This window comes from Pseudomonas sp. SORGH_AS_0199 (assembly GCF_031453735.1).
In the GTDB taxonomy this organism is placed as follows: Bacteria; Pseudomonadota; Gammaproteobacteria; order Pseudomonadales; family Pseudomonadaceae; genus Chryseomonas; species Chryseomonas aestiva.
Genome location: NZ_JAVJAE010000001.1, coordinates 4736848 through 4762440, shown reverse-complemented (window position 1 = coordinate 4762440; position 25593 = coordinate 4736848). Strand labels below are relative to the sequence as shown.

The 25593-nt window shown below is 67.3% G+C and carries 20 protein-coding genes and 2 pseudogenes; 7 read left to right on the top strand and 15 right to left on the bottom strand.

The features are described from left to right. Positions 1-36: 36 nt before the first annotated feature. Together QE444_RS22300 and QE444_RS22295 are read right to left on the bottom strand one after the other, a co-directional pair. Positions 37-420, bottom strand: a pseudogene (locus QE444_RS22300) (DUF4398 domain-containing protein); the annotation flags it as partial. A 29-nt stretch (positions 421-449) separates the two neighbouring features. Then, the gene (locus QE444_RS22295; RefSeq protein ID WP_187980324.1) at positions 450-881 is read right to left on the bottom strand and encodes a DUF4398 domain-containing protein; all 432 of its coding nucleotides are present in this window, start codon (positions 879-881) and stop codon (positions 450-452) included. 157 nt (positions 882-1038) lie between these two features. On the opposite strand from QE444_RS22295, the gene QE444_RS22290 reads away from it, so the two are divergent. Then, complete coding sequence (locus QE444_RS22290) at positions 1039-2664, top strand: methyl-accepting chemotaxis protein (protein ID WP_280308844.1); 1626 nt, start codon at positions 1039-1041, stop codon at positions 2662-2664. Between the two features lie 3 nt (positions 2665-2667). Here the strand turns inward: QE444_RS22290 and QE444_RS22285 are convergent, their stop codons facing one another. After that, the gene (locus tag QE444_RS22285) at positions 2668-3831 is read right to left on the bottom strand and encodes an HPP family protein (RefSeq protein ID WP_187980323.1); all 1164 of its coding nucleotides are present in this window, start codon (positions 3829-3831) and stop codon (positions 2668-2670) included. A gap of 257 nt (positions 3832-4088) precedes the next feature. On the opposite strand from QE444_RS22285, the gene nhaA reads away from it, so the two are divergent. Both nhaA and crcB read left to right on the top strand, forming a co-directional pair. After that, a complete protein-coding gene (gene nhaA, locus QE444_RS22280) occupies positions 4089-5258 on the top strand; it encodes a Na+/H+ antiporter NhaA (RefSeq protein ID WP_285389683.1) in 1170 nt (389 codons plus the stop codon). Positions 5259-5270: 12 nt separating this feature from the next. Continuing rightward, positions 5271-5648: a fluoride efflux transporter CrcB gene (crcB, locus tag QE444_RS22275; protein WP_187980321.1), complete on the top strand. Its 378-nt coding sequence runs from the start codon at positions 5271-5273 to the stop codon at positions 5646-5648. 19 nt (positions 5649-5667) lie between these two features. Here crcB and QE444_RS22270 read toward each other — a convergent pair whose 3' ends face one another. Further along, positions 5668-6720 (bottom strand): acyltransferase, encoded by a 1053-nt coding sequence (locus tag QE444_RS22270; RefSeq protein ID WP_187980320.1) that lies wholly within the window; start codon positions 6718-6720, stop codon positions 5668-5670. Between the two features lie 351 nt (positions 6721-7071). Beyond that, positions 7072-7593, bottom strand: a complete 522-nt coding sequence (locus tag QE444_RS22265; protein ID WP_187980319.1) for a hypothetical protein — start codon at positions 7591-7593, stop codon at positions 7072-7074. 234 nt (positions 7594-7827) lie between these two features. Between QE444_RS22265 and QE444_RS22260 the strand changes: the two genes are divergently transcribed. Continuing rightward, positions 7828-9264: a dihydrolipoyl dehydrogenase gene (locus tag QE444_RS22260; RefSeq protein WP_285389680.1), complete on the top strand. Its 1437-nt coding sequence runs from the start codon at positions 7828-7830 to the stop codon at positions 9262-9264. Positions 9265-9806: 542 nt separating this feature from the next. On the opposite strand, the gene QE444_RS23735 is transcribed toward QE444_RS22260, so the two are convergent. The 5 genes and pseudogenes from QE444_RS23735 to QE444_RS22240 form a co-directional block, all read right to left on the bottom strand. Then, positions 9807-10574: a methyl-accepting chemotaxis protein gene (locus QE444_RS23735; protein ID WP_372240067.1), complete on the bottom strand. Its 768-nt coding sequence runs from the start codon at positions 10572-10574 to the stop codon at positions 9807-9809. Positions 10575-10661: 87 nt separating this feature from the next. After that, positions 10662-11669, bottom strand: a pseudogene (locus QE444_RS23730) (cache domain-containing protein); the annotation flags it as partial. A gap of 234 nt (positions 11670-11903) precedes the next feature. After that, positions 11904-13322, bottom strand: a complete 1419-nt coding sequence (locus tag QE444_RS22250) for a sugar porter family MFS transporter (RefSeq protein ID WP_285389676.1) — start codon at positions 13320-13322, stop codon at positions 11904-11906. Between the two features lie 145 nt (positions 13323-13467). Further along, complete coding sequence (locus QE444_RS22245; RefSeq protein WP_285389674.1) at positions 13468-17295, bottom strand: ATP-binding protein; 3828 nt, start codon at positions 17293-17295, stop codon at positions 13468-13470. Positions 17296-17510: 215 nt separating this feature from the next. Then, entirely contained in the window at positions 17511-18404 is an 894-nt protein-coding gene (locus QE444_RS22240; protein ID WP_309741731.1) for a LysR family transcriptional regulator, read from the bottom strand. Positions 18405-18500: 96 nt separating this feature from the next. On the opposite strand from QE444_RS22240, the gene QE444_RS22235 reads away from it, so the two are divergent. Next, positions 18501-19670, top strand: a complete 1170-nt coding sequence (locus QE444_RS22235; protein ID WP_133861394.1) for an MFS transporter — start codon at positions 18501-18503, stop codon at positions 19668-19670. A gap of 13 nt (positions 19671-19683) precedes the next feature. Here QE444_RS22235 and QE444_RS22230 read toward each other — a convergent pair whose 3' ends face one another. Further along, entirely contained in the window at positions 19684-20244 is a 561-nt protein-coding gene (locus tag QE444_RS22230; protein WP_280308857.1) for a carboxymuconolactone decarboxylase family protein, read from the bottom strand. 180 nt (positions 20245-20424) lie between these two features. Here QE444_RS22230 and QE444_RS22225 point away from each other — a divergent pair, with 180 nt between their 5' ends. Next, on the top strand, positions 20425-20925 hold the full coding sequence (locus QE444_RS22225) for a GNAT family N-acetyltransferase (protein WP_285389667.1): 501 nt from the start codon (positions 20425-20427) through the stop codon (positions 20923-20925). Between the two features lie 9 nt (positions 20926-20934). On the opposite strand, the gene QE444_RS22220 is transcribed toward QE444_RS22225, so the two are convergent. After that, positions 20935-21981 carry an alpha/beta fold hydrolase gene (locus QE444_RS22220; protein WP_405046490.1) on the bottom strand — a complete coding sequence of 349 codons (1047 nt, stop codon included), beginning with the start codon at positions 21979-21981 and terminating at the stop codon, positions 20935-20937. A gap of 359 nt (positions 21982-22340) precedes the next feature. Here QE444_RS22220 and QE444_RS22215 point away from each other — a divergent pair, with 359 nt between their 5' ends. Continuing rightward, on the top strand, positions 22341-22592 hold the full coding sequence (locus QE444_RS22215) for a hypothetical protein (RefSeq protein ID WP_133861391.1): 252 nt from the start codon (positions 22341-22343) through the stop codon (positions 22590-22592). A 178-nt stretch (positions 22593-22770) separates the two neighbouring features. Here the strand turns inward: QE444_RS22215 and QE444_RS22210 are convergent, their stop codons facing one another. From QE444_RS22210 to QE444_RS22200, 3 genes are all read right to left on the bottom strand, one after another. Continuing rightward, positions 22771-23601 (bottom strand): glucose 1-dehydrogenase, encoded by an 831-nt coding sequence (locus QE444_RS22210; protein ID WP_285389663.1) that lies wholly within the window; start codon positions 23599-23601, stop codon positions 22771-22773. A 69-nt stretch (positions 23602-23670) separates the two neighbouring features. Continuing rightward, a complete protein-coding gene (locus QE444_RS22205) occupies positions 23671-24150 on the bottom strand; it encodes a hypothetical protein (protein WP_187980311.1) in 480 nt (159 codons plus the stop codon). Positions 24151-24274: 124 nt separating this feature from the next. After that, complete coding sequence (locus QE444_RS22200; protein ID WP_285389660.1) at positions 24275-25396, bottom strand: hypothetical protein; 1122 nt, start codon at positions 25394-25396, stop codon at positions 24275-24277. Positions 25397-25593 lie beyond the last annotated feature (197 nt).

Sequence of the window (25593 nt, the reverse complement as noted above, 5' to 3'; positions counted from 1 at the left end):
GATTCCCGAAAGAACCCTGCGCCCTGAACCTTACTTGATCGCCTTCTGCAGTTGCTGCAGCTGCTCGGTGCGGGTGTTCAGGCGGGTTTCGCCGCGCTGGGCGTCGACCTTCTTCAGCTCGGCCTCGGCCATGCGCAGCTTGATGGTCTGCATGGCGGTCTGGATGCGTTGCTGGGTCAGGTAGGCCAACTGGTCGACGGTGCGCTCGTTCTCACCGTCCTTGTAGGCCTTGTCGGTTTTGGCCAGCCAGGTGCCGGCATCCTTGGTTTCCAGTGCCGCCAGCTGGGTGGCCTGGGGCTGGGATTCGAGGGCGGCGTAGTCGTTGCGCGCCTTTTCCAGATTGGGGTTGGGCGGGGTGGCGCAGGCGGCCAGGGTCAGGGTCAGCGCCGACATCAGCGGGAGCAGAAAACGTTTACGCATGGTTTCGTCCTTCAAGAGAGCGGGCAGCCTTACTGCTGCACCTTTTTCTGTAGATTCTGTTGCAGCTGCAGGTTGATCTGACCTTCCTCACGGATCTGCTGGATGCTGTTCTGGGCATCCTGCAGCGCCGCCGCGGCCTTGGCGGCCTGGGTCTTGCGGGTCGCCAGACGGGCATCCCACTCGGCCTGCTCGGCCAGTTGCTTGGCTTCGTCGTATTTCTCGTTGGACAGGGCCGCCTGGGCCTGGGTCCACTTGTCCTGGGCCGACTTGGTCTCGATCGGAGCGAACTGGTTGCCGCCGCCGCTCACGGCTTCGTTGACGGCCGACTGGGTCACGGCCATCTGCGCGGTCGGCGGATTGCCGGCGCAGCCCGCGAGCAGCAGACCGCCGCCCAGGACCAGGCTGGCGAGCAGCGCACGAGGCGCGGAGAACGGGGAGGCGCGAGAGGGACCGGTTTTCATCCGAACATTCCTGGCAGGTCGCCCGGAATGGGCGACAGTGCCTTTGAGACGGCGAAAACGCGGCGAGGTTCGCTGCGACCGCTGTGCTCAAGCCCCAGGGGTAGCAGCCGATATCTGTTGTCTGACAACAACAGGGCCAGAGGCCACGGAGACTTCCATGCTGTTACGCAATTGCAACATCGCGCCTCGGGCTGCCCTGGGCTTCGGCCTGATTGCCCTGATGGTGGCCTTTCTCGGGCTGTTTTCCCTGGCACAGATGGCGGGTATCCGCGAGCGCCAGGTGGTGACGGAGCGTGACTGGGTGCCCAGCATCCGCGCGGTGGACGCCATTCGCGAGAACATGTTGCGCATCCGTACCATTTCCCTGCGCCTGGCGCTGGATTCGGACCCGCGCAACATCGATACCTACGTCGGTCAGTACGAGGCACGCAACAAGGTGCTCATGGACGGCATCAAGGCCTATGAGGTCTTTGTCGATACCCCCGAGGAGCACCAGCGCTGGGACCTCTTCAAGCGTGATTTCGCCACCTATCAGCGGGGCATGACCGAGTCCTTCGCCCTGGCCCGCCGTGGCGATACCGCCGCGCTCAACAAACTGACCCTGGTGGACATGAAGCCGGTGGTGGACGGCACCGGCAAGCAGCTGGGCGAGTTGGGCGACTTCTATGCCGAGGGCATCGAACGCGACGGCAAGATCTCGGCGGACCGCTACGCCGCCTCGCGGCTGATCGTCATCGCGGTGATCGCCCTGGCCGCCCTGGCCACGGTACTGATGGCCTGGCTGCTGACCCGCAGCATCGTCGGACCGCTGCGCGAGGCGCTGCTGGCCGCCCGCCGCGTCGCTCAGGGCGACCTGACCCAGACCCTGGCCGTGCAAGGCCGCGACGAGGTGAGCGAATTGCAGCGCGCCCTGCAGCAGATGCAGGCGCAACTGCGCGAGACCCTCTCGCGCATCGCCGGCTCCTCCACCCAGCTGGCGACCGCTGCCGAAGAGCTCAACGCGGTCACCGAGGCCGCTGGCCAGGGCTTGCAGCGACAGAACGACGAGCTTGAACAGGCAGCCACGGCCGTCACCGAGATGAGCACCGCGGTGGACGAGGTGGCGCGCAACGCCGTCTCCACCTCCGAAGCCTCGCGGGCCTCCAGCCAGGCCGCGCAGCAGGGCCAGACCCGGGTCGCCGACACCCTGGGCGCCATCGCCGCCCTGTCCGACGAGGTGTCCGCCACCGGGACCCTGGTCCAGCGGCTCGCCGAGCAGTCCCAGGACATCGGCAAGGTGCTCGACGTCATTCGCGCCATCGCCGAACAGACCAACCTGCTGGCGCTCAATGCGGCCATCGAGGCGGCGCGGGCCGGCGAGGCCGGGCGTGGTTTCGCCGTGGTGGCCGACGAGGTGCGCGCCCTGGCCAGCCGCACCCAGCAGTCCACCCACGAGATCGAACAGATGGTCTCGGGCATGCGCAGCGGTGCCAGTCAGGCCCTGGGCTCCATGCACAGCAGCAGTGAGCGCGCCCAGGCCACGCGTGCCCTGGCGGAAACCGCCGGGGTGGCGCTGGAAGAGATCAATACCCGCATCGGCGAGATGTACGAGCGCAACCTGGTGATTGCCAGCGCGGCCGAAGAGCAGGCGCAGGTAGCCCGGGAAGTGGATCGCAATCTGGTCAACATCCGCGATCTCTCCACCCAGTCCGCCGACGGTGCCCGCCAGACCAACGCCGCCAGCCAGGAGCTGTCTCGGCTGGCGGTGGACCTGCAGGGGCTGGTGAATCGCTTCCAGGTGTGAGCCCTAGGCTCGTACCGCCTGGTACAGCGCCCGGATCAGATCCGACTGGGTGATGATGCCGACCAGGCGGCGCGAGCCATCGATGATGGGGATGTGGCGGTGGCCGTTCTCGGAAAACACCGGCACCAGGTCGATCAGGAGGCGGTCGGCGCTGGCCACCCGCACGGTGCGGGTCATGATGTGGCCGACGCTGTTTTCGTCCTGGCGGGCCTTCGGCCGGACCAGCGAGCGCAGGCGCCAGCCGAGGCCTTCGTGGACGTCCAGGTCGATCTGCCGCATGAAGTCGGCGACGGTGACGATGCCCAGCAGATGGCCCTGGCGATCCACCACCGGCAGCGCCTTGATGCGGCGGGCGCGCATCAGCGCCCAGGCTTCCTGCAGCGGCATCTCGGCACGGGCCGTCACCGGTTCGTGGCTCATGACATCGGCGCAGCGCAATTCGCCCATCTTGCGCTGGTAGGCACGCGCCTCCACCTGTTCGAGCAATTCGGCGAGGTCGTCGCGGCTGATGTCCAGCACCTGGTTGTAGCGCGCCAGCACGGCGTCCAGGTCGGCGCGCTGCAGGCGCGTCTCGCCGCTCGGCTCGGCCGGGCGTGGCACATGGGGCCAGGGGCGCCGGGTCAGGTTGTTGTAGAGCAGGCCGGCACTCACCAGCAGCAGCGAGTCCAGCGCCACCGGACTCCAGGCATAGCTGAAATCCTGGGCGCCGATCAGCACCATCAGCAGCGCCGAGGCGCCTCCCGGGGGGTGCAGACAGCGCAGCGTGAACATGGCGGCGATGGCCAGCGCAACCGCCACCGCGGCGGCCAGGTTGGCTTCGGGAATCCACAGCGCGCAGGCGATGCCGATCAGCGCCGACAGCGTATTGCCACCCACCACCGACCAGGGCTGCGCCAGCGGACTGGAGGGCAGGGCGAACACCAGCACGGCGCTGGCGCCCAGCGGCGCCACCAGGGCCAGCGCCAGGGCGCCATGCTGATGCACCGGCTGGCCTTCCAGCCACCAGGCCGCCAGGAGCGCGGCGAGCAGGATGCCGAGGCCGGCGCCCAGGCTGGCGCGCAGGCGTTCGCGACCGTCGATGGGCAGGGGCGCTGGCCAGAAGGCACGCAGGCCCTGGAGCAGACGGGCGAAGAGGGAGGGAGACGGCGTAAGGGGTTCCTGGGGCATGGGCTAGCAACTGCTGGGCATAACGCGGGCGCTGATGGTCCTCCCTGTACGGAGCCCTGGCAATACCGGCGAAGACCGCGGGCCGCCACCGCAAGCGGCCAGGCGGCGTCCCAGAGCTCCCGCCACCGTGAGGCGATTTTCTGCTGCGACCACCCGCGCTGCCGTAGTAGGATTATCGGCTGGGTGTCGCCGCAATCGTGCGGTAGGACAGGTTGAATCGAGCGCAGGTCGGGCCGCCGCGCGGAGTCCTGCTGCCCATGTCACCTCTGCCTTCCCCCGCCAAGGCCCTGGCCTTTCTCAATCGCTTCTGCGCCGCCGAAGCGGCCGGCGGTATCGTGCTGATGGTGGCCGCGGCCATCGCCCTCATCGTCGCCAACTCGCCGCTGGCCGACGGCTATTTCGCCAGTCTGCACTGGTACGTGGGTGGCCTTTCGCTCGGTCACTGGATCAACGACGGCCTGATGGCCATCTTCTTCCTGCTGGTGGGGCTGGAGATCAAGCGCGAGATGGCGGTCGGCCAACTCGCCAGCTGGGGCGATCGCGCCCTGCCGGGTCTCGCCGCCCTGGGTGGCATGCTGGTGCCGGCGCTGCTCTATGCCCTGGTCAATCGCCACGACTCCCAGACGCTCGCCGGCTGGGCCATTCCCGCCGCCACCGACATCGCCTTCGCCCTCGGTGTGCTGTCGCTGCTGGGTTCGAGAGTGCCGGCATCGCTCAAGGTGTTTCTCTCGGCGCTGGCGATCCTCGATGACCTCGGCGCCGTGCTGATCATCGCGCTGTTCTATACCAGCGACCTCTCCACCACCATGCTGCTGGCCGCGGCCGGTCTGGTGGCCGTGCTGTTCCTGCTCAATCGCCTCAAGGTCACCGCCCTGCTGCCCTATCTGCTGGTCGGGGCGCTGCTGTGGTTCTGCATGCTGCGCTCGGGCATCCATGCGACGCTGGCCGGGGTGATCCTGGCGCTGTTCATTCCGCTGGGCGATACCGAGGCCGACGATGCCTCGCCGCTGCTCCGGCTGGAGTCCGCGCTGCACCCCTGGGTGGCCTTTCTGATCGTGCCCCTGTTCGGCTTCGCCAATGCCGGGGTGTCCCTGGCCGGGATGTCGCCCGCCAACCTGCTGGATCCGGTCCCGCTGGGTGTGACCCTGGGGCTGTTTCTCGGCAAGCAGGTAGGCATCACGCTGATGGCGGTGCTGGCCATCGGCAGCGGTCTGGCGCGACTGCCCGAAGGTGCCAGCTGGCTACAGCTCTATGGTGTAGCGCTGCTTTGCGGCATTGGCTTTACCATGAGTCTGTTCATCGGTGCCCTGGCCTTTCCGGGGGCGCCCTTCCTGGTCGACGAGGTCAAGATCGGCGTGCTGCTGGGGTCGCTGCTGTCCGCCCTGGCCGGCATTGCCGTCCTGCTCCTGGCCGCCCGCCGTCGTTGAGAGGAGTCTGAGATGCCCTATGCGCTGTTCGCGGTGATGGTTGGCGGTGCCCTGGGCAGCGCCTGTCGCTGGTGGGTCGGCCTGCGGCTGAATGCGCTGTTCCCACTGCTGCCCCTGGGCACCCTGCTGGTGAACCTGGTCGGCGGCTTCGTCATCGGTCTGGCGCTGGGACTGTTTTCCCGCTATCCGGGGCTGGAAGCCCAGTGGCGATTGCTGCTGGTGACCGGCTTCTGCGGCGGTTTCACCACCTTCTCGACCTTTTCCGCCGAGGTGGTGGGGCTGCTGCAGAGCGGTCGCCTGGGCTGGGCGGCGCTCACCATCACCATCCATGTGCTGGGATCCTTGCTGTTGACCCTGGCCGGTTTCGCCCTCGCCGGTCGCCTCGGCTGAGGCGACCGGCCATCCGGGGTCAGGCCGGTGCCACCGGCGCGGTCGGGGCCTGGCGGCGCGGCTTGAATCTCAGCGCCGGCGCCTCGATCAGGTGCCAGGAGAGCACCGCGAAGCCCAGGGTCAGGACGTAGCTCACCAGCAGGAAGCCGGGCAGCGAGAAGCTGTCGGGAAACCAGTGCATGAGCAGTTGCTGGACCGGGAAGTTGAACAGGTAGAGGCCGTAGGAATAGTCGCCGAAGCGGCCGAAGCCGTGCAGCACCGGTACCTGCACCTGGGCCAGGTAGATGATCACATAGGCCAGCGACACCAGGTGGATCACCGGCAGGATATGCCAGACGATGGCCGCCAGCGACAGCAGGCAGAGCGCCAGGGCGATATCCAGGCGCCAGGGGATGCGCGGCCCCGCGAGTTGCAGCAGGGCGCCGGCGAAAAAGAACATCCCCAGGCTGAACACCTTGTGCAGCACGAAACTGGCGACGCCCATCTGCGGCAGCAGCAGGAAGTTGCCCAGCACCAGCACCACCAGAGTGGCCATGACCACCGATCGGGTCAGCAGCCCCAGCACGCCGATGATCAGCAGCGACAGGTACATGAACACCTCGTAGGGCAGGGTCCAGTAACTGCCGTTCACCGTGTCCGGAAAGGGATTGCCGGTGAAGACGCCGGGCAGCTCGAAGCGCGTCATCAGCAGGATGTTCTTGAAGAAGCCCAGGGTCTGGCGATCGCTGAAGTAGGCGCTCGTCTCGCGACTGGTGGCGAGCCAGCCCACCACCAGCACCGAGAACAGCACCGAGACGATCAGCGCCGGAAAGATCCGCAGGGCGCGCTTGAGGATGAAGTCCAGGGGATTGCGACTGCGCTGGAAGGACGCCGTGATCAGGAAGCCGCTGATCACGAAGAACACATAGACGGCGATATTGGCCGCGTCGGTAAAGCCGGTGAAGTTGAGGATCGGCTCGGCGCCGATATGTCCCGAGAGCCAGAAGCCATGGCCGATCACCACGGTGGACGCCGCGGCGAATCTCAGGAAATCGAAGTTGTTGCGTCCGTGGGGGACGTGAGCGGTGGTCATGTCTGCTCCTCGCAGCCGTGGCCCATGCCGCGGCCGCCGCTCGGGAGCGAACTCCAGGCGGACAGCGACGCAGACGGCATCGGCGGAAACGCCCGTCGTGAGACGCGCGCAGGCAAAGGCCGCTGCCGGCTGGACCGGCAGCGAAAGGGCGACAGCCGACGCGATCAGCCCGATCGGTCGGCCGGCGAGGGCAGGGGCGCTATGGGGGGCTGAGCGGCGCGAAAGCGGGCGTCATGCGCCAGGACTCCGGAAAAGCGGTACTGCAAGAAGGAACGGGGGCGGCGAGGCGCGCGCAGGCGATCGGGGTCTGGGGCCTCCCGGCCGCCCCGGTCGTTGCGTACGCCTCGCTCATCAGGCGCTGGCCTGCAGCGGCTGTTCGTGCACGTCTTGCGACTGTTCCAGGGCGAAGGGTTCCTGGGCGAAATAGAGGGCGGCGCTCTGGCGGGCGTGATCGCCGAATTCATGCGGATGGCGCATGACGATCTGTTCGAAGGCGCCCGGCTCCAGGCCGTCTTCGTAGAAGCCGTTGTGGCACTGCAGGATGCCCGAGGCGCAGACGCTGCGCTCGACCGCGGCGATCAGGCCGCCGGCTCTGAGGCTCTTGACGATGTTGTGCGGCAGCCGCTGGCGGCGTCTCAGACTGGCGGCGGTGTCGCTGAGGGTATCGAGGATCTCGGTCTCGGCCGGCGACAGCTTGCGCACATCCAGCTTGGACTTCTGCACCAGGTAGCGACGGGAGAGCAGACGAGCCTGGTCATTGAGGGCCTTGAGTACCACGCCGCTGAGTTCACCACGGGTGAACAGGCCGGTTTCCAGGGCGATCAGGTAGGACCAATCGTTGATGAGCGGAATCTTGCTGATGTCACGTTCCATGTGAGTGCCTGCGTCCATTTAAGTTGGCTAATTGAGGATAGGACACCCTCAATGGTTCCAGTTCGCCAGTATAAAGTGACGAGTGGCATGGAATTTGACAGTCCTGACAAGAATTGTCGGTTTTTTGTCGAAGTGGGTCACGCCTTGGGAATGCAACCTCAACGCTGCGCTTGGGGTCCCTTGCTGGAGCCCTGGCGCGAGTCGGGTTAATCCTTCGCAACGTCAGGTGATGAGATGAGTGATCCCGCAGCCCCTTCCAGCTCTGCCGATCTCGACTGCGATGTCGCCGTGATCGGCGCCGGAACCGCCGGCCTCGCCGCCGAACGCGCCGCCCGGCGCCAGGGCGCGCGGACCCTGCTGATCGACGATCGCTGGGCCGGGACTACCTGTGCCTCCGTGGGCTGCATGCCCTCCAAGCTGCTGATCGTTGCCGGTGAGGCTCATCACGCTGTCCGCCGTGCCGCTACCTTCGGCATCGAAGTGGGTAGCGTCAGCGTCGATGGCGCGGCGGTCATGGCGCGGGTACGCCGTGAGCGCGACCATTTCGTCGCCGCCACCAAGCAGGGTTTCGCCAAGTTGCCCGCGGGCGTGGCCCAGCAGGCCACGGCGCGCTTGGTGGCGGCGGATCGTCTACAGCTCAGTAATGGTAAGACTATAAGTGCCCGCAGCGTGGTCATCGCCACCGGCTCCTATCCCCTGGTGCCGGAACCTTTCGCCGCGCTGGGCGAGCGGGCGCTGACCAACGAGACGATCTTCGAGCTGCCCGATCTGCCGCGCTCCCTTGCGGTGATCGGCACCGGTCCGGTGGGCCTGGAACTGGCCCAGGCCATGGCCCGTCTGGGCGTGGCCGTCACCCTGTTCGGCCAGGACGATGGCCTGGGCGCGCTCAAGGATCTGGAGGTCAAGGCCGAGTTGCGCAAGATCCTGGAACAGGACCTGACCTTGCTGCTGGACGTCGAGGTGGACGCCCGCCGCGAAGGCGAGGGCGTGCGATTGTCCTGGTCCGGCGCGGCGAGCGGCGAGGGCGCGTTCGACTACGTGCTGGTGGCCGCCGGGCGACCGCCACGGCTCAAGGGCCTGGGGCTGGAAACCACCGGCATCGAGCTGGACGACCATGGCACCCCGGTCTACGACCCTGAGACGCTGCAGTGCGGCTCTTCGTCGATCTTCATCGCCGGCGATGCCGACCACGACCGGCCGATCCTCCATGAGGCCTCCGACGAGGGCGCCATCGCCGGGCACAATGCCGCCTGCTATCCCGAGGTCCGACCCACCCCCAGGTCGCCGCTGTTTTCGCTGATCTTCACCGATCCGCCGGTGGCCGTGCTGGGCAGTCCGCCCGACAAAGGCAGTCTGATCGGCACCTCTTCCTACCACGACCAGGGCCGCGCCCGGGTCGAGGCGCGCAACCAGGGCATCGCCCGTTTCTATGCCGAGCCGGGCACCGGCAAGCTCACCGGCGCGGCCATGGTGGGGCCGGGCATGGACCATATCGGCCATCTGCTGGTGCTGGCGCTGATCCATGGCGAGACCGCCAGTTCGCTGCTCGACATGCCCTTCTACCACCCCACCCTCGAAGAAGGCCTCAAGAGCGGCCTGCGCGAGATTTGTCAGGCCGCCCATAGCAGCCTGCGTGGCGATCGCGACCAGGGCTTGCCGTCCGGAGCTTGAGGGGAGTGTATCGGGACCGCGTCGTAGCGTCTTAGGCTGGGTTGAGCGCAGCGAAGCCCAACGGGGTTGCCAGATCCAGCAGTGGAAAAGGCTGCGCCGTTTTCCACGCTACGGTTTTGCTAGAGGCACCCTCATCACAGCCCTCTCCCAGGGGGGGGGGAGGGGGCAATCCAGCGCGGGAGCTTGCGTAGAGTGGATAACGGCGCAGCCTTATCCACGCGCCACCGACATCCCGCCCAACAAAAAAACCGCCAAGATCACCCGCGGGGTTTCTGCTACCACCAGCGTCGTAGTCTGGGTTGAGCGAAGCCCAACGGGGTGTTCGATACTCAGTGGAAAAGGCTGCGCCGTTTTCCACGCTACGGTTTTGCTAGAGGCACCCTCATCCAAGCCCTCTCCCAGGGGGGGGAGGGGGCAATCCAGCGCGGGAGCTTGCGTAGAGTGGATAACGGCGCAGCCTTATCCACGCGCCACCGAAATCCCGCCCAGCAAAAAGCCCCGTCGGAATCACCCGCGGGGCTTCTGTTACCGCCAAAAAGTCATCAGGCCTTGAAGCGCCTTACCAGGCCATCCAGTTCGCCCGACAGTTGCGACAGGCGCGAGGAGTCGCGGGTGGTGGACTGGGCCAGGCCTTCCACCTGCTGGGCGTCGTCGTGGATCTGGGCGATGTGGCGGTTGATGTCCTCGGCCACCTGATGCTGTTCCTCGGCTGCTGCGGCGATCTGCAGCGCCTGGTCGCGGATCTCGTCCACCGACTGGCGGATGCCTTCGAAACTGCCGCGCGCCTCGCTGATGGAGGTCACGCTGGTCTGCGACAGCTCCAGGCTGGTCTCGATCTGGCGGGTGACCTCCTGGGTGCGCCGCGCCAGACTGCCGAGCAGGCCGTCGATCTCGCCGGTGGAGTCGGCGGTGCGCTTGGCCAGGGCCCGCACCTCGTCGGCCACCACGGCGAAGCCGCGCCCCTGCTCGCCGGCCCGCGCCGCTTCGATGGCAGCGTTGAGCGCCAGCAGGTTGGTCTGTTCGGCGATGCCGCGGATGGTGTCGAGGATGGTGTTGATGTTGTGGCTGTCCTGCTCCAGCACCGCCATGGCCTGGGCCGACTGGGCCAGGCTGCCGCTGAGGCGGTTGACGTTGCCGGTGGCCTTCTCGATCTGGCCGTAGCCTTCCTGCACCTTGTGATGACCGGCGTCGGCGGAGGCCGCGGCCTGGCTGCAGGAGCGCGCGACCTCGTTGGAGGTGGCGACCATCTCGTTGAAGGCGGTGGAGACCAGCTCCACGGCTTCGCGCTGGCGACCGGCTACCTCGTTCATGCTGGCCGCCGCCTGGGTGGTGGTCTGCGAGGCCTGCTGCAGATCGTTGGAGGCCTGGCCGATGCGTTGCACCAGCTGGCGGATGCTGGCAAGGAACTGGTTGAACCAGCCCGCCAGGGCGGCGGTTTCGTCCTTGCCCTGCACGTTCAGGCTCTTGGTCAGATCGCCTTCGCCCTGGGCGATGGATTCCAGGCCGGCGGAGACGCCGCGGATCGGCCGCACGATCATGCCTGCAAAGGCCGCGCCGAGCACGGCGAACAGCAGCGCCAGCACCGCGGTGATGCCGGCGATCTGCCAGGTCAGGGCGGTGGCCTTGCCCATGACTTCGCTGCGCTCGATCAGGCCGATGAATTTCCAGCCGAGGTCCTTGGCCTGATAGACGTTGACCATGTAGTCGGTGCCGTTGAGATTGACCTCACCCAGCCCGCTCTGGATGCCGCTGAGGGTCTGGTAGGCGTCGCCCAGCTCCTTGAGCTGCTTGAAGTTGTGCTTGGGATCGCGGGGGTCGACCAGCACGTTGCCGTTGTCTTCCACCAGCATCAGGTAGCCGCTCTGGCCCAGGGTGATGCTCTTGACCAGGTCGGTGAGCTGCTTGAGCGAGATGTCCAGGCCCACCACGCCGCGGACCTTGCCGCTGGCGTCTTCCATGGTTCGTACCACGCCCATCAGCGAGACGTCGTCGGTCGCCCAGTAGTAGGCCGGGGTACGCACCACCTTGCCCGGATTGTTCATGGCCGCCTGGTACCAGGGGCGCACGCGCGGATCGTAGTTGGCCAGCTTGGCGTCGTCCGGCCAGCTGACGTAGCCGCCATCGGCCAGGCCCACCGACAGGTAGGCGGTGGTGGGGTGGGTCTTGGCGAAGCGGGTGAAATAGCTCAGCGCCTGCTGGCCGGCTTCCGGCTGCGGGATCTGGGCGGCATCGGCGCCGCTGTAGTTCTTCAGCCCCTCCAAGGCCAGGATGTTCGGCTCCTTGGCGAGGAAGTCGACGTTCTGCTGGATGCCGGCAAAGAACTGCTGGATGTTGCGATCGATCTGGCGGATTTCGCGCCCGCTGCCGTCGAGGAAGTCGCCGGTGGCCTGACTGCGCACGTTCATGATGACCACGCCCGCCACCAGGATCACCGGGAGGCAGGCGGTTACCGCGAAAAGCGAGGTGAGTTTTTGTTTGATGTTCATCGAAAGCCCCGGTCGCGCGCTGCGCGAAGAGTGACGGCAACATGCCTTCACTCTGCATCGGCTTGGATAAGTCCGACTTGATACGGAATGAAAAATTATTCCATTTGGTCCGCAGCAAGCCGCAAAATCGCCGATCGGTCGGCTAACGACCCGCTATAGCTCTTTCTTCAGATGGCGTTCGATTTCTTCCAGAGACTTGCCGCGGGTCTCCGGCAGGCAGAAATAGACGAATACCAGCGAGCCCAGGTTGATGGCGGCGAATACATAGAAGGTGTAGTTGCCGATGGCTTCCAGGGCCACCGGAAAGCTGAAGGCCACGGTGGCGTTGCACAGCCATTGCACGGCTACCGCTACCCCGGTCAGCAGGCCACGGACCTGGTTGGGAAACAGCTCGGACATCAGCAGCCAGTAGACCGGGGCGATGCACATCTGCATGAACAGCAGGAACACCAGGATGCAGGCCAGCGCCAGGTAACTCTGGGTGAGGTTCTGCGGCAGCCATAGCAACACGCTGCCCAGCGCCAGTTGCGCCACGACCACGATCACCAGGCCGATCAGCAGCAGGGTGCGCCGTCCGGCGCGGCCGATGGCCCAGATGCCGAGCAGGGTGGCGATCACCGAGACCACGCCATTGCCGATGGTGGCGGTGAGGGCCGCGCTGGTGCCCATGCCGGTGCTCTTGAGGATGATCGGGGTGTAGTACATGAAGGCGTTGACCCCGGTGAACTGGGCGACGAAGCCCAGGCCGATGCCCAGCAGCAGCAACTTGACCACCCAGCCCTGGCCGAGCAGTTCGCGCAGGGGTGGGCGATGCCTGGCCTGCTCCTCGCTCTCGCGCATCTCCTGGACCTCGCGCTCGACCTCCTCGGGGGTGTCGCGCAAGCGCTCCAGCACGGCTTCGGCTTCTTCGATGCGGCCCTTGGCCGCCAGCCAGCGCGGCGAGGTGGGCAGCAGGAAGGTACCGGCGAACAGCAGGATGCCCGGCACCATGGCGATGGCCAGCATGTAGCGCCAGATGCCGTTGTCGTGCACCAGCCAGGCGAGCAGGGCGCTGAGCACATAGGCCAGCAGCTGGCCGCTGACGATCATCAGCTCGTTGCGACTCACCAGGCGACCGCGGCGCTTGGGCCCGGCGATCTCGGCGATGAACACCGGCACCGTGGCCGATCCGCCGCCCACCGCCAGGCCGAGCACGAAGCGCGCGACCACCATCAGCTCCACCGAGGGCGCCACCGCGGTACCCAGGGCGCCGACGACGAAGAGGATCGACAGCAGGCGCAGGGTGGTGCGGCGGCCGTAGCGATCGGCGAGATAACCCGCCGCCAGCGAGCCGAAGGCCGCGCCGACGATCAGGGCGGCGGTCACCAGCCCCTCGGTGTAGGCGTTGAGGCCCAGGCCACCCTGGTCGGGTGGCAGGGTCATGAAGGGCAGGGCGCCGGCGATGATGCCGGTGTCGTAGCCGAAGGCCAGGGCGCCCATGGTGGCGACCAGCACGGTAATGAAGATCAGCCGGCGGGCCGAGGTCTTCTGGTCGGGGTCGACGGCGGGAGCGGTGGAGCGGGAGGAAGACATAGGGAACGCGGGTATCCTGAAAACCTGAGGGGTAGGCGAGGTCGCACCGCCCCCGCGCCTGTGGCGACAGAGGGCGATCGGTCCGACCTGGCTGGATAGGACAGGCGTCAGTCCCAGGATTTCCCTCCAGGGGAGCAAACCCTGGTCAGGATTGCGCGCGACGATCCTGCAACAGGTCCTGGATGCGCTCGCTGAGCACCTCGATGGCGAAGGGCTTCTGCAGCAGCTGCATGCTCTGGCCAAGGAAGCGCTGCACGTCCACGGTCTCTTCGGCGTAGCCGGTCACCAGCAGCACGGCGATGCCGGGGCGCTGGCGACGGATCTCTTCCACCAGCTCGCGGCCGCTCAGCCCCGGCAGGCCCACGTCGGAGACCACCAGGTCCAGTTGCGGTTCGCGTTCCAGCAGGGCCAGGGCGGTGGGCGCGTCCTCGGCTTCCAGGGCGGTATAGCCCAGGTCCTTGAGCACCTCGACGATCAGCAGGCGCACTCCGGGTTCGTCTTCCACCACCAGCACCCGCTCGCCGCGACCAGGGTGCAGCGGCAGCTCCTGGCCCACGGTTTCGCTGGCCACACCCTGATGGCGCGGGAACAGCAGGCTGACCCGGGTGCCCCGGCCTTCCTCACTGTGGATGTCGATGTAGCCGCCGCTCTGCTTGATGAAGCCATAGACCATCGACAGGCCTAGCCCCGTGCCCTTGCCCTGCGGCTTGGTGGTGAAGAAGGGCTCGAAGACCCTTTCCAGCACGGCGGCGGGAATGCCGCTGCCGGTATCCTCTACCGCCAGCTCGACATAGTCGCCGCTCAGGCGCTCGGGCAGCATCAGCAACCGGGGATCGTGCAGGTTGCACGTGGTGATCACCAGCTGGCCGCCCTGGGGCATGGCGTCCCGGGCATTGATGCAGAGGTTGAGCAGGGCGTTTTCCAGCTGGTTGGCATCGCTGCAGGTCGGCCAGTTGGCCGCATCGAGCTGCAGCTCCAGGTGGATGTTCTCGTTGAGAGTGCGCTGGATCAGGGTCTCCATGCCGGTGACCAGACGATTCACGTCCACCGGTTGCAGATCCAGGGCCTGGCGCCGACCAAAGCTGAGCAGGCGTTGGGTGAGGGCGGCGGCCCGCTGCGCCGAGGCGATGGCGATGCCGATGTAGCGCTCGGCGCGGGGCTGTTCGCCGTTCAAATGGCGCTGTAGCAATTCCAGCGAGCCGGTGATTGCCGTGAGCAGGTTGTTGAAGTCATGGGCGATGCCGCCGGTGAGCTGGCCGATGGCTTCCATCTTCTGGCTCTGGCGCAGGGCGTCCCGCGCCTGTTCCAGCTCCAGCGCCCGTTCGCGCTCGACGGTGACGTCTCGGGCCACGCAATAGAGCAGCCCCCCCTCGGGCACGGCGGTCCAGGACAGGGTACGGTAGCTGCCGCCATGGGTGCGAAAGCGATTCTCGAAGTTGAAGGTGGCGGCACCGGCGGCCAGCTGGCCGATCTCCTGGCGGGTGCGCTGCCGGTCTTCGGGATGCTCCAGCCACTCCGAGGTCTTGCCGATGATCTCGTCCACCGCCCAGCCCAGGGTGCGGGTCCAGGCCGGGTTGATGCTGACCCAGATCCCCCGGCTGTCGGCGATGCCGATGAGGTCGTGGCTGTAGGCCCAGAGCTGGTCTCGCTCGCGGGTACGTTCGCGGACGCGGATTTCCAGCACCTCGTTGGCCTGGCGCAGGGTGTCGGCGGTCTCGCGCCTGAGTCGCGCCAGGCGCATGGCGCCTTCCACCCGGGCGATCAGTTCGCGGGCGCTGAAGGGTTTGACCAGATAGTCGTCGGCGCCGGCTGCTATGCCTTCGATGGAGGCCTCTTCGCCGGCCCGCGCCGACAGCAGGATGATGGGCACCTGGCCGGTGCTCTCGTCGCTGCGCAGGGCGCGCAGCACGCCGAAGCCGTCCAGCACCGGCATCATGACGTCGGACAGCACCAGCGCCGGCAGTTGCCGCTGCACCGCCTCGATCGCGGCGCGGCCATCGGCCACGGCTTCCACCTGGTAGCCGGACTCCTTGAGCAACCGCTCGACATAGCCGCGCATATCGGCGTTGTCGTCGGCCAGGACGATGCGCTCGCCGCGCCCCTGGCCACCCCCGACGTGTACGTCGCGCGTCACGGGGGTGCTGGGGAGCGACTCGTCCGGCAGCCAGCGCAGGGCCTCGGCGACAAAGGTATCGGCGCGGGTGGCGGTGGAGACCTGGGGCGCGCTGACCCGGTTGGCCTCGGGCAGATGGGCGTGGCCGAACGGCAGCCGCACCTCGAAGGTGGTGCCCACGCCGATCTGGCTGGTGACTCGCACCTCGCCGCCGTGCAGCTCGGTGAGATCCTTGACCAGCGCCAGGCCGATGCCGGTGCCCTCATGGGTACGGCCGATCTGGCCCTCGATGCGGTGGAAGCGGTCGAACACCCTGCCCAGTTCGCTCTGCGGGATGCCGACGCCGCTGTCGGCGACCACCAGCACGGCATGGCCATCCTGGCGGCGCAGGCTGACCCGCACCTCGCCCGCCAGGGTGTACTTGAAGGCGTTGGAAACCAGGTTCAGGACGATCTTTTCCCAGAGGTCGCGATCCACCCACACCGGTTCGTCCAGGCTGGCGCAGTCGAGGGTGAAGGTCAGTCCGGCGCGGGCCATGGCCGAACGAAAGCTGCTGGCCAGCTCCGCGGTATAGGCCGCCAGGTCCAGGGGCGCGAAGCTCGCGCGCATCCGGCCCGCTTCCATGCGTGAGAAATCCAGCAGCGAATTGACCAGCCGTAGCAGGCGCTGGCCGTTGCGCTGGATGAGTTCCAGCTCCTGGCGACTCACCGCAGGCTCGCCGTCGGCCCGGTCCGGCCGCGCCAGCATGTCTTCCAGGGGGCCAAGCATCAGCGTCAGCGGCGTGCGGAATTCATGGCTGGCGTTGGAAAAGAAGGCCGTCTTGGCCCGATCCAGCTCGGCCAGTTGCTCGGCACGGCGGCGTTCTTCCTCGTAGCGCCGGGCATTGGCGATGGCGGTGCTGAGGTGCCCGGCAGCGCGCACGAACAGGCTCTGGTAATCGGCATCCACTCGCCGCCGCGGGCTGATGCCCGAGACTAGATAGCCATAGGGTTCCTCGCCCAGCGGTCCCGGAATCGGCACCACCAGCGCCTCTTCCAGGGGCTCTGGCCAAGGGGTCCCGGCGAGCCGGCCGCCATGGCGCTCGTTGAGACCGGTCACCAGGGTCGGCGCGCTACGCGCCGCGGTGAAGGCCCAGGGCAGACTGGCAGCCTCCTGGGTGACCTCCAGCGGGGCAAGCACATCGTCCGGCGCCAGGCCGGCCAGGGCCACGCGCTGCAAGGTGCCGGTCGCGGCGTCGCGCAGATAGGCCAGGCAGAAGGGTGACTCCTCCGGCACCTCGTGCAGGCAGCGCACCCCTTCGCGGCAGGCGTCTTCGGCGACGCGCGTCGCCGAAGTGGCTTCGGAGACATTGCGCAGCAGGCGCTCACGGCGTTCCGTGAGCACCCGGTGCGTGGTTTCGGTCACCGCCGTGAAGATACCCTCCACCTCGCCGGTGTCGCCGCGTACCGGGCTGTAGCTGTAGTAGAAGTAGCACTCCTCCACGTAGCCGAATCTGTTCAGCGGCAGCAGCTGGTCCTCGGACCAGGTGGCCTCGCCAGTCGTCATCACGTGGTCGAACATGGGGCCGATGATGTCCCAGATCTCCGCCCACACCTCCCAACCGGCACGCCCCAGCGCCCAGGGATGCTTGCGCCCCGGCACCGGACTCCAGGCATCGTTGTAGATCAGGGCGCGGGTCTCGCCCCAGTAGAGCACGATGGGGAAGCGCGAGCCGAGGCAGATGCTGACCGCCGAACGCAGGGCGGTAGACCAGGTTTCCAGGGGACCGAAGGGCGTCTGGGACCAGTCCTTCTGGCGCATCAGCGCGGCCATTTCACCGGGGACGTCGAGAAAGGCCAGCTGCGAGGGAAGGTTGGACAAGAGGGCTCCTGCGGGACAAGGAAAGCGGGGCCTTGGACGTACCGCCGTCGGCAGCGAAAGCGACAGGTAGCGAGCGGCCTTGCCGCGGGCGTCGCCGCCACGGCCCCGACCTAAGCATGTTGATTGCTCAGACTATTACAAGCGGACCGGCTTGGCGAATGACGCAGGCGGCAAAGCGCCTGCCCACACCGGGACGTCGCCGGTCGAAGGGCGCGTCAGCTGCCCAGCCGCTCCACCAGGAAATCCACGAACACCCGGACCCGCGCCGGCATGGTCGAGCCGCCGACGAACACCGCGTGGATGGGCTCCAGATCGCCCGGATTCCAGGCTTCCAGCAGCGGCACCAAGGCGCCGCTGCGCAGGTCCTCGGCCACGCTGAATTCGCCGATGCGGGCGATGCCGGCGCCTTCGCGGGCGAGCAGGGCCAGGGCCTCGCCACTGTTGCATTCGATGTTGCCGCTGATCTTCAGGGCGAAGGCCTGGCCGTCACGGACGAAGGGCCAGTCGGGCAGGGCGCGGCGGAAGTTGAATCTCAGGCAATTGTGGTCGAGCAGGTCTTCCGGCACCTGGGGCGTGCCGTGGCGGGCGAGATAGGCGGGCGAGGCCACCACCACCTGCCCGGTGACGCCGATGGGACGGGCGCTGAGGGGGCTGTCGGCCAACTGGCCGAAGCGGATCGCCACGTCGGCCTGGCCGGCGAGGATATCCACCACCTCGTCGCCCAGCGCCAGGTCCACGACGATATCCGGATAGCGGGCGCTGAAGGCCGCCACCAGCGGCACCAGGGTCATGCGGCCATGACCGAGGGCGGCGCTGACCCGCAGTCGCCCTCTGGGCACGCCCTGGTCGGCGATGGCGTCTTCCACCTCGGCCAGGTCCGCCAGGATGCGCCGCGCCGCGCGCAGATAGGCCGCCCCCTCCACCGTGAGGGTGATGGCCCGGGTGGTGCGCAACAGCAGCCGCGTGCCGAGGCGCTGCTCGGTGCGGGCGATGGAGCGACTCACCGCCGAAGGCGTCAGGCGCAGGGCCCTGGCGGCGGCGGACAGGCTGCCGGCCGCCACCACCTGGGCGAACACCGCCATCTCTCCCGAGCGACCATTGAGATCCACTTGTGACTCCAGGGCAAAGGTGCATGCCAAAACCGCCGTCTACCGGCGTTTGAGCGAGGAGCTTAGCATTCACGGCATAGATAAGGAGTCCTTCCCATGCGTATCAATCCACCCCTGCTGGCCCTGGCCACCGGTGCCTTCGGCATCGGCGTCACCGAATTCGCGCCCATGGGCATGTTGCCCGGCATCGCCGCCGATCTTGGCGTCTCCATCCCGGCGGCGGGCCTCCTGATCAGCGCCTATGCCCTGGGCGTGCTGATCGGCGCGCCGCTGATGACCCTGACCACCGGCCGCATTCCGCGCCGTCATCTGCTGATCGGCCTGATGGCCATCTTCACCCTGGGCAACCTGATGTCCGCGCTGGCCACCGACTACACCAGCCTGCTGATCGCCCGGGTGGTGACCTCGCTCAACCATGGCGCCTTCTTTGGCGTCGGCGCCCTGGTGGCAGCCAGCGTGGTCGCCCCGGACAAGCGCGCCGGGGCGGTCGCCGCCATGTTCCTGGGGCTGACCCTGGCCACCATCGGCGGCGTGCCCCTGGCCACCTGGTTCGGCGAATTGCTCGGCTGGCGCCAGGCCTTCTGGGGCATCGCCGGTCTCGGCCTGCTGACCATGGCCGCGCTCTGGTTCGCCCTGCCCAACGTGGCCCTGCCACCCAGCGACGGGGTGCTGGCCGAGATCCGCGTGCTGGGTCGTCCGCCGGTACTGGCCGCCCTCGGGCTGACCGTGGTCGGCTCGGGCGCCATGTTCACCGTCTTCACCTATATCGCGCCCATCCTCGCCCGCGAGACCCATGGCTCCACCGCCTTCATCACCGCCATGCTGGTGCTGTTCGGCGTCGGCCTGACTCTGGGCAATCTCTGGGGTGGCAAGGCGGCGGACAAATCCATCGACCGTACCCTGATCGCCTCCCTGGGCGTGCTCATCGTGGTGCTGCTGGCCTTCAGCGTGCTGATGCGCTGGCCGCTGGCGGCCGCCGTGGCCATCCTCGTTTGGGGCATCGCCAGCTTCGCCCTGGTGCCGCCGCTGCAGATGCGCGTGATGGAAGCCGCCAAGGACGCTCCCAACCTGGCCTCGGCGGTCAATATCGGTGCCTTCAACCTGGGCAATGCTCTCGGCGCGGCCCTAGGCGGCGCGGTGATCGATGCCGGTCTCGGCTATCCGGCGATCTCCCTGGCCGGCGCCGGCATGGCCGCCCTGGGCCTGGCGATGGCCCTGGTCCTGGCCTGGCGCGGTCGGGCCGGCGCTGCGGCGGCGGCCGCCTAGGGCCGCGTCGGCCTCACTCGGCGAAGGGGCGGGGCGTATCGCCGCCCCGATCCACCGCGAAGGCATTGAGGGTCATGGCGACCAGGCTGTAGTAGCCATAGACGCCCACCAGTTCGACCATTCCCGCTTCACCAAACAGCGCCACCCCCTGGCGATAGAGATCCTCGGGAATCCGCCGGGTGTCATAGAGCGCGACGCCTATGGCATGGACACAGGTCTCCGCGGGCGTTTCGAAGGCTGGCACGGCGCCTAGCCTGAGCGCCTCGATCACGGCCTCCGCCAGGCCCGCCTGGCGGGCGATGGGTTCATGGATCTGCCATTCCGCCTGGGAGCGCCACCAGGCCGCGGTGGTGAGGATCGCCAGCTCCGTGAGGCGCAGGTCCAGCCGGGTGCCATAGCGGCAGAAGGCGCCCAGCCGCTGGGCGTGATCGGCCAGCGCCGGGCTGTGCACCCAGGCCAGGAAAGGACCGTCGAGATTGCCCCGCGGGCCGCTCTGGATGGCGTCCAGCACCCGCTGCTGCTCGGGCGTGGTGTTCTGGTCGGACAGGGGCGTCAGGCGCGACGAGAGGGGCATGGCAGTGATCCTCGAAAGGGAGCGGGCAGCTCGGTTGGCTCATCCAATACCACCTCGGACCCCCAGGGCAAGGTCGCGCTGCCGCGCTCGAACAGTCTTGCCAAGGGTCGCAATCAGACTGGCAGCGCACCCCCGGGTCTGGTCACAATCGGCGCTGACCTTTTCCAGGGAGTCTTGGCGATGGACCGGACCTGCACCACCTTCTACCTTGAAATGACGTCTTCGGCCGAGTTGCGCGAGAAGGCGCCACGGCCCGACCTGCAGATCGTCGAGTGCGAGGTGCCGCAACCCGAACTCAACCGCTTTCTCTATGCCCTGGTCGGCCAGGCCTGGGACTGGAGCGATCTCGACAGCTGGAGCGAGGCGCAGTGGCGCGAACTGGTGGAGCAGGAGGGGCACCGCACCTGGGTCGCCTATCACCGCGGTGCCATCGCCGGTTACTACGAGCTGTACCGCCCGGATGGCCGCAACGTGGAGATCCGCTACTTCGGCCTGGCCGGCGCCTTCATGGGGCTCGGCTTCGGCGGTCCGCTGCTCAGCCACGCCCTCCGCTGCGCCTGGGACTGGGTGGGCACCGAGCGCGTCTGGGTACACACCTGCACCCTGGATCACCCGGCCGCCCTGGCCAACTACCAGGCGCGCGGGCTGCGGATCTACCAGGAAGAAACGACTCCGCTCTAGGCCAGGGCCCTAGCGCCCGGCAGGGACGCTGGGCAGCTTAGCGACGAATTGCGCCAGCTCCGCCGCATAGAGCCTGGGCAGCCCGGTGGTACCGTGCCCGCGCGTGTCGGCGCTGCCCGGAATCAGCAGATAGCGGGCACTCGGCACCTGCTTGAGCGCTGCCTGCATGAGGCCGGTTTCCGGTGGATTGCGCTCGTCATCCGCGGCGTTGATGGCCAGCACCGGCACCTTGATCTTAGCCAGCCCCGGCTCGGCGTTGTAGTCGGCCGAGGACTCCCACTGGTAGATGAAGTCATTGGCGTCGACGGCCACCGAGGCCGCCAGGCGCTTGTCGACCAGCGCATCCGCCTGGGCATGGGTGCCGGCGATCTCCTGGTAGTTCAGGGTGCCGCCACTGGTGGCGAATTCGAACATCGTCTTGGCCAGGCGCAGGGACGGCGGCTGGGACTGGTAATTGCCCTGGTTCCAGGCCGGGTCCTGCCTGATGGACTCCACCAGCATGCGCCTCATGATCCAGTTGCGGCCGGCCATCTCCGTCGGCTGCGCCGCCATGGGCACCAGGCCATCGGCGAAGCCGGGGTGCAGGCCGCCCCACAGCCAGGTCTGCATGCCCCCCATCGAATTGCCGATGATCAGCCGCAGGTGCTCTATCCCCAGCCCCTGGGTCAGCAGCAGGTAGTGCGCCTGCACCATGTCGGCATAGTTGTAATGGGGAAAGGCGGCGCGCAGGCCATCCGACGGCTTGGTCGAGCTACCGGTGCCGATCGCATCCGGAATCACGATAAAGAACTTGCTCGCATCCAGCGGCTGGCCCGGACCGAACAACTGACCGCCGACATCCTTGCTCAGCATCGCCGCCGCCTGCTGGCCGGTGCCGTGCAGCACCAGGACCACGGGATTGCCGCGCTTGCCCAGCGTCAGGTAGTGCAGGCGGAAGTCGTCGAGGGTTTGACCGGTATGGAAGGTGAAGCGCGGCACCACGAAGTCGCCTTCGACCGGCTTGGGTGGCTCGTCCGCCTTGACGCCCAGGGTGGTCAGCAGCAGCAGGAAGGTCATGGCCGAGTACAGGGTGGCCGTGGCGCGTCGCACGGTGCGAATGCTGTTCATTGAGGCCTTTCCGTTTCTTATTAAAATAATGATGAATCGAAAGGTATAAGTCCTAACGGCGCCGCTGACAACTCAGTCGCTCGGCCACCGCGGCAGTCGTCCCGCCGCAGCCAGGCACTCTCTCGTCTCCGCCGCTGAGTCGGTGCGCTGAGGGTCAGGTGCGCGCCCGTTGTGAAACGGCGCTGTGCAGGGCGGGGCGGGTAAGGGCTCCCGTCAGCCCTGACCGACGTTGGCGAGCGAAGCGCTGGAACACGGGCGCCAGCGGTCGAGTCGTAAAGAGCAATACCACCTGGAGAACCCTTGGCTCTATGCAAGCTCTTCGTAGTCAACTGGCGGCGCTGGACCCTCCCATCAAGCACGAAATCCAATCCCAGGGTGACAACCTGCTGATCACCCTCATCGACCCCGCCCGGCCGGCGCGGGTGTCGCGTACCCTCAACCAAGCCCTGGTGCGCAACACGGCGCTGCTCTACGAGGTGATCCGCGACGCCATCAACGAATTGCGCGCCGGCGGCAGCCTCCCGGACATCACCGCGGCAGACATCTATCCGGATAGCTAGCGACCTGCGCGATCCTTCTACCTGGCAGCCGGCCTAGGGCCTGCCGCAGGTGGCTGCTCACGGATGGCCACGGCGGACTGCTGGCGATGGATATCGACATCGCCAGTACGGACCTCTGGCCGCCGCCGCGAGGACCTGGCCGGACAGCCTGGCGCCCAGTGGCGGCTGAGCGTCAAGGTCAGGGAATAGTGGGCGAGGGCGCTTCCGCCGTCGCGGGCGTCACCGCCGAACCGGCCAGCAGGCCGCCGTCCAGATTCAGCTCGCTGCCGGTCATGTAGGCGGCTTCGTCCGACGCCAGCAGCAGCGCGACGGCCGCCACCTCCTCGGGGCGGCCAAAGCGCCGCAGCGGCGTGTCTCGCACCAGCGCCGCCATGCGCGCCGCGCGGTCCGGGCCATCGCCCAGCATGGGCTCCCACATGGGCGTGAGGATGGCGGCGGGATGGACGGAATTGCAGCGGATAGCCAGGCCCTGCTCCGCGCAATAGAGCGCTACCGTCTTGCTGTGATTGCGCACGGCCGCCTTGGACGAGGCATAGGCCGCCGCGCCGGGGATGCCTACCAGCCCGGAGCGCGACGAAATATTGATGATGGACCCGGCGCCTGCCTGCCGCATGGCACGGATGCCGTATTTGCAGCCGAGAAAGACGCCATCGAGATTGGTGCGATGCACCGCATGCCAGTCTTCGAGACTGGCGTGTTCCGGGTCGTGGGCCACCATGCCCTGTTCGAAGCCGGTGATCCCCGCGTTGTTCACCAGCACATCCAGCCGGCCGCGCTCATCGAGGATCTGCCGCGTGATCTGCTGCCAGTCGGCTTCCAGGCGCACGTCCAGGGGCAAGTAGCAGGCACCGTCCCCCAGCTCGGCGGCGACGGCGCGGCCAAGGTCAGCGTTGAGGTCGGTGATATAGACGAAGGCGCCTTCCGCCGCGAAGGCCCGGGCGATGGCGGCGCCTATGCCCTGGGCCGCGCCAGTGACCAGCGCGGTCTTGTCCTTGAGTTTGGCTGCCATGCGAGTGCGCCCTCCAGATCGTGACTAGCCTCCGAGGGTAGCCCAGGCGGTTCGGTCAGGGGGCCAGCATCACGCCCGGGCGCTGACCCCGCTGGTGGTTTCGCCGGCCTTCTTCAGGGCTTCGGTGTAGGCAGCATAGGCGGTCGTCAGGGCCTCGCTGGCGGCAGCGACATTGGCCTGGGCGGCCTCGCGCGCGGCCTGGCTGGCCTCGTCAGCCTTGCCTTCGCCCTTGCTCCGGGCCTCCACCGCGCGCAACTGCTTCTGCGCCAGCTCCAGTTGCCGCTTGGCCATGTCGATGGCTTTCTGCAGGCTATCCAGGGTCTTGTTGCCGGTGCTGCCTTTCTCGCTGGCAGGGGCGGCGTCGGCTTCGGCCTGGTCCTTGATCTGGTTCAGCGGATTGGGCTTGCCGATGCCCTTGGACTTCTTGGCTTGCTCCACCTTGGCCGCCTCGTCCTCGGCGGTGGGCTTGGCAGTCGCGCCACCCAGCCTGAGCGTGGGCGCGCGCAAGATGCCGTGGCCAATGCCATTCACCGACAGCGTGCTGGACATCGCGGACTCCTTGAAAGGTACATCTCAAGGGTAGCGGCCGCCTGGGGCAAAGATTGAGCGAGCGGGGCGGCAGCAACCTCAGCCGCCGCCGGAGCGCGCGGGGGCTGGCCCCGCTGATCCCTAACTACTGGCTGATGACGGCGTGGTTGGAAAAGCCGCTCTGGGAGATGTTGATGGCATTGCCGGCGGTGTTCTGGGTCAGGTCGGCGGTGTGCTGGAAGCCGCTCTGGCTGGCGGTGATGCGGGAGGCGTCGCCGGTGACGTAGGCCGTTACCCCAAGGCCGTTGCCCTGCTGATCCACCTTCAGTTGGCCGTCGTTGCCGAGGTAATAGGCATTGATGCCATTGCCGTCGCCAGTGGACGCGAGGTCCAGCTGATTGCCCTCGCCCGAGACGGTGGCAGAGGCGCCATTGCCGTTACCGGTCTGCGCCAGGGTCAGGGTGCTGCCCACGCCATAGACATTGACATCGGCGCGGTTGAGATCGCCGCGCTGGGCGATGTCGACGCTGCTGGGGCGCGAGTAGCCGCTGGAGTGCCGGACCCGGGCATCGTTGCCGTTGCCTTCCTGCACCACCTTGGAATCCACCCGCTCGCCGGCCTGCTTGAGGCCGACATAGTTGTCATTGCCGCGCTGCTCGATGAGCGTTTTGGAGTCCTCGCCGTTCTGGCTCACCCAGACCCCGTTGCGCAGGCCGAAACTGGTCACCTGCAGGTCCTGGCGGTCACCATGCTGCGCCAGGTCGAGCTTGCCGTCGAGGCCATCCTGCCGCACCGTCAGGGTGTTCTGGCCTGCGGCGTAGCTGTCCTGCTCGATATCGATCCGGTGATAGCCGCCGTCCTGATGGACAGAGGTGTCCTGCCGCAAACCACTCTGCCGCACCACCGTCTCGTTACCACTGCCCGGCCCCTGATCGACCTGCACCCGGTCATAGCCGCCATCGCGCTGCTCGATATCCACCAGGCGCTGCGAGCCCCACGCCTGGTTGATCTCGACAGCGCTCTTGCCATTGGTCTGCAGCACCCGCACGCGGTCATCGGCATCGTTCTGCTGGGTGACCTGGGCATTGAGAAAACTGCCGCGCTGCTGGATATCCGCCTGGTTGCGCGCCGACAGCTCGCTGCCCTGGTTCAGGTTCACCACGTTGAAGCCGCCGTTCTGCTGGACGTTGGCCGTATTGGACGCGGCCCAGGCGGCACCGGTGTTGGCTAGCAGCAACGCGACCAGGAGGGAGCGGGAGGTTGGCATGGGGACGGTCCTTGTGAGGGCTGGGAGAGCCCGGAGCGTGAGCGTTCGATTGGGGGGTAGGGGATAGGTGAGGCGCTGAGAAATAATCTGATTAGTAAGGCTGAAGGCGCAATCGGTCGAAGGAGCGATGCTGATCCTTGCTTGAATAGCCTTGCGTTGAGTGCGTAAGCCTAAAGACTTCGAGAGAGAAACGTATG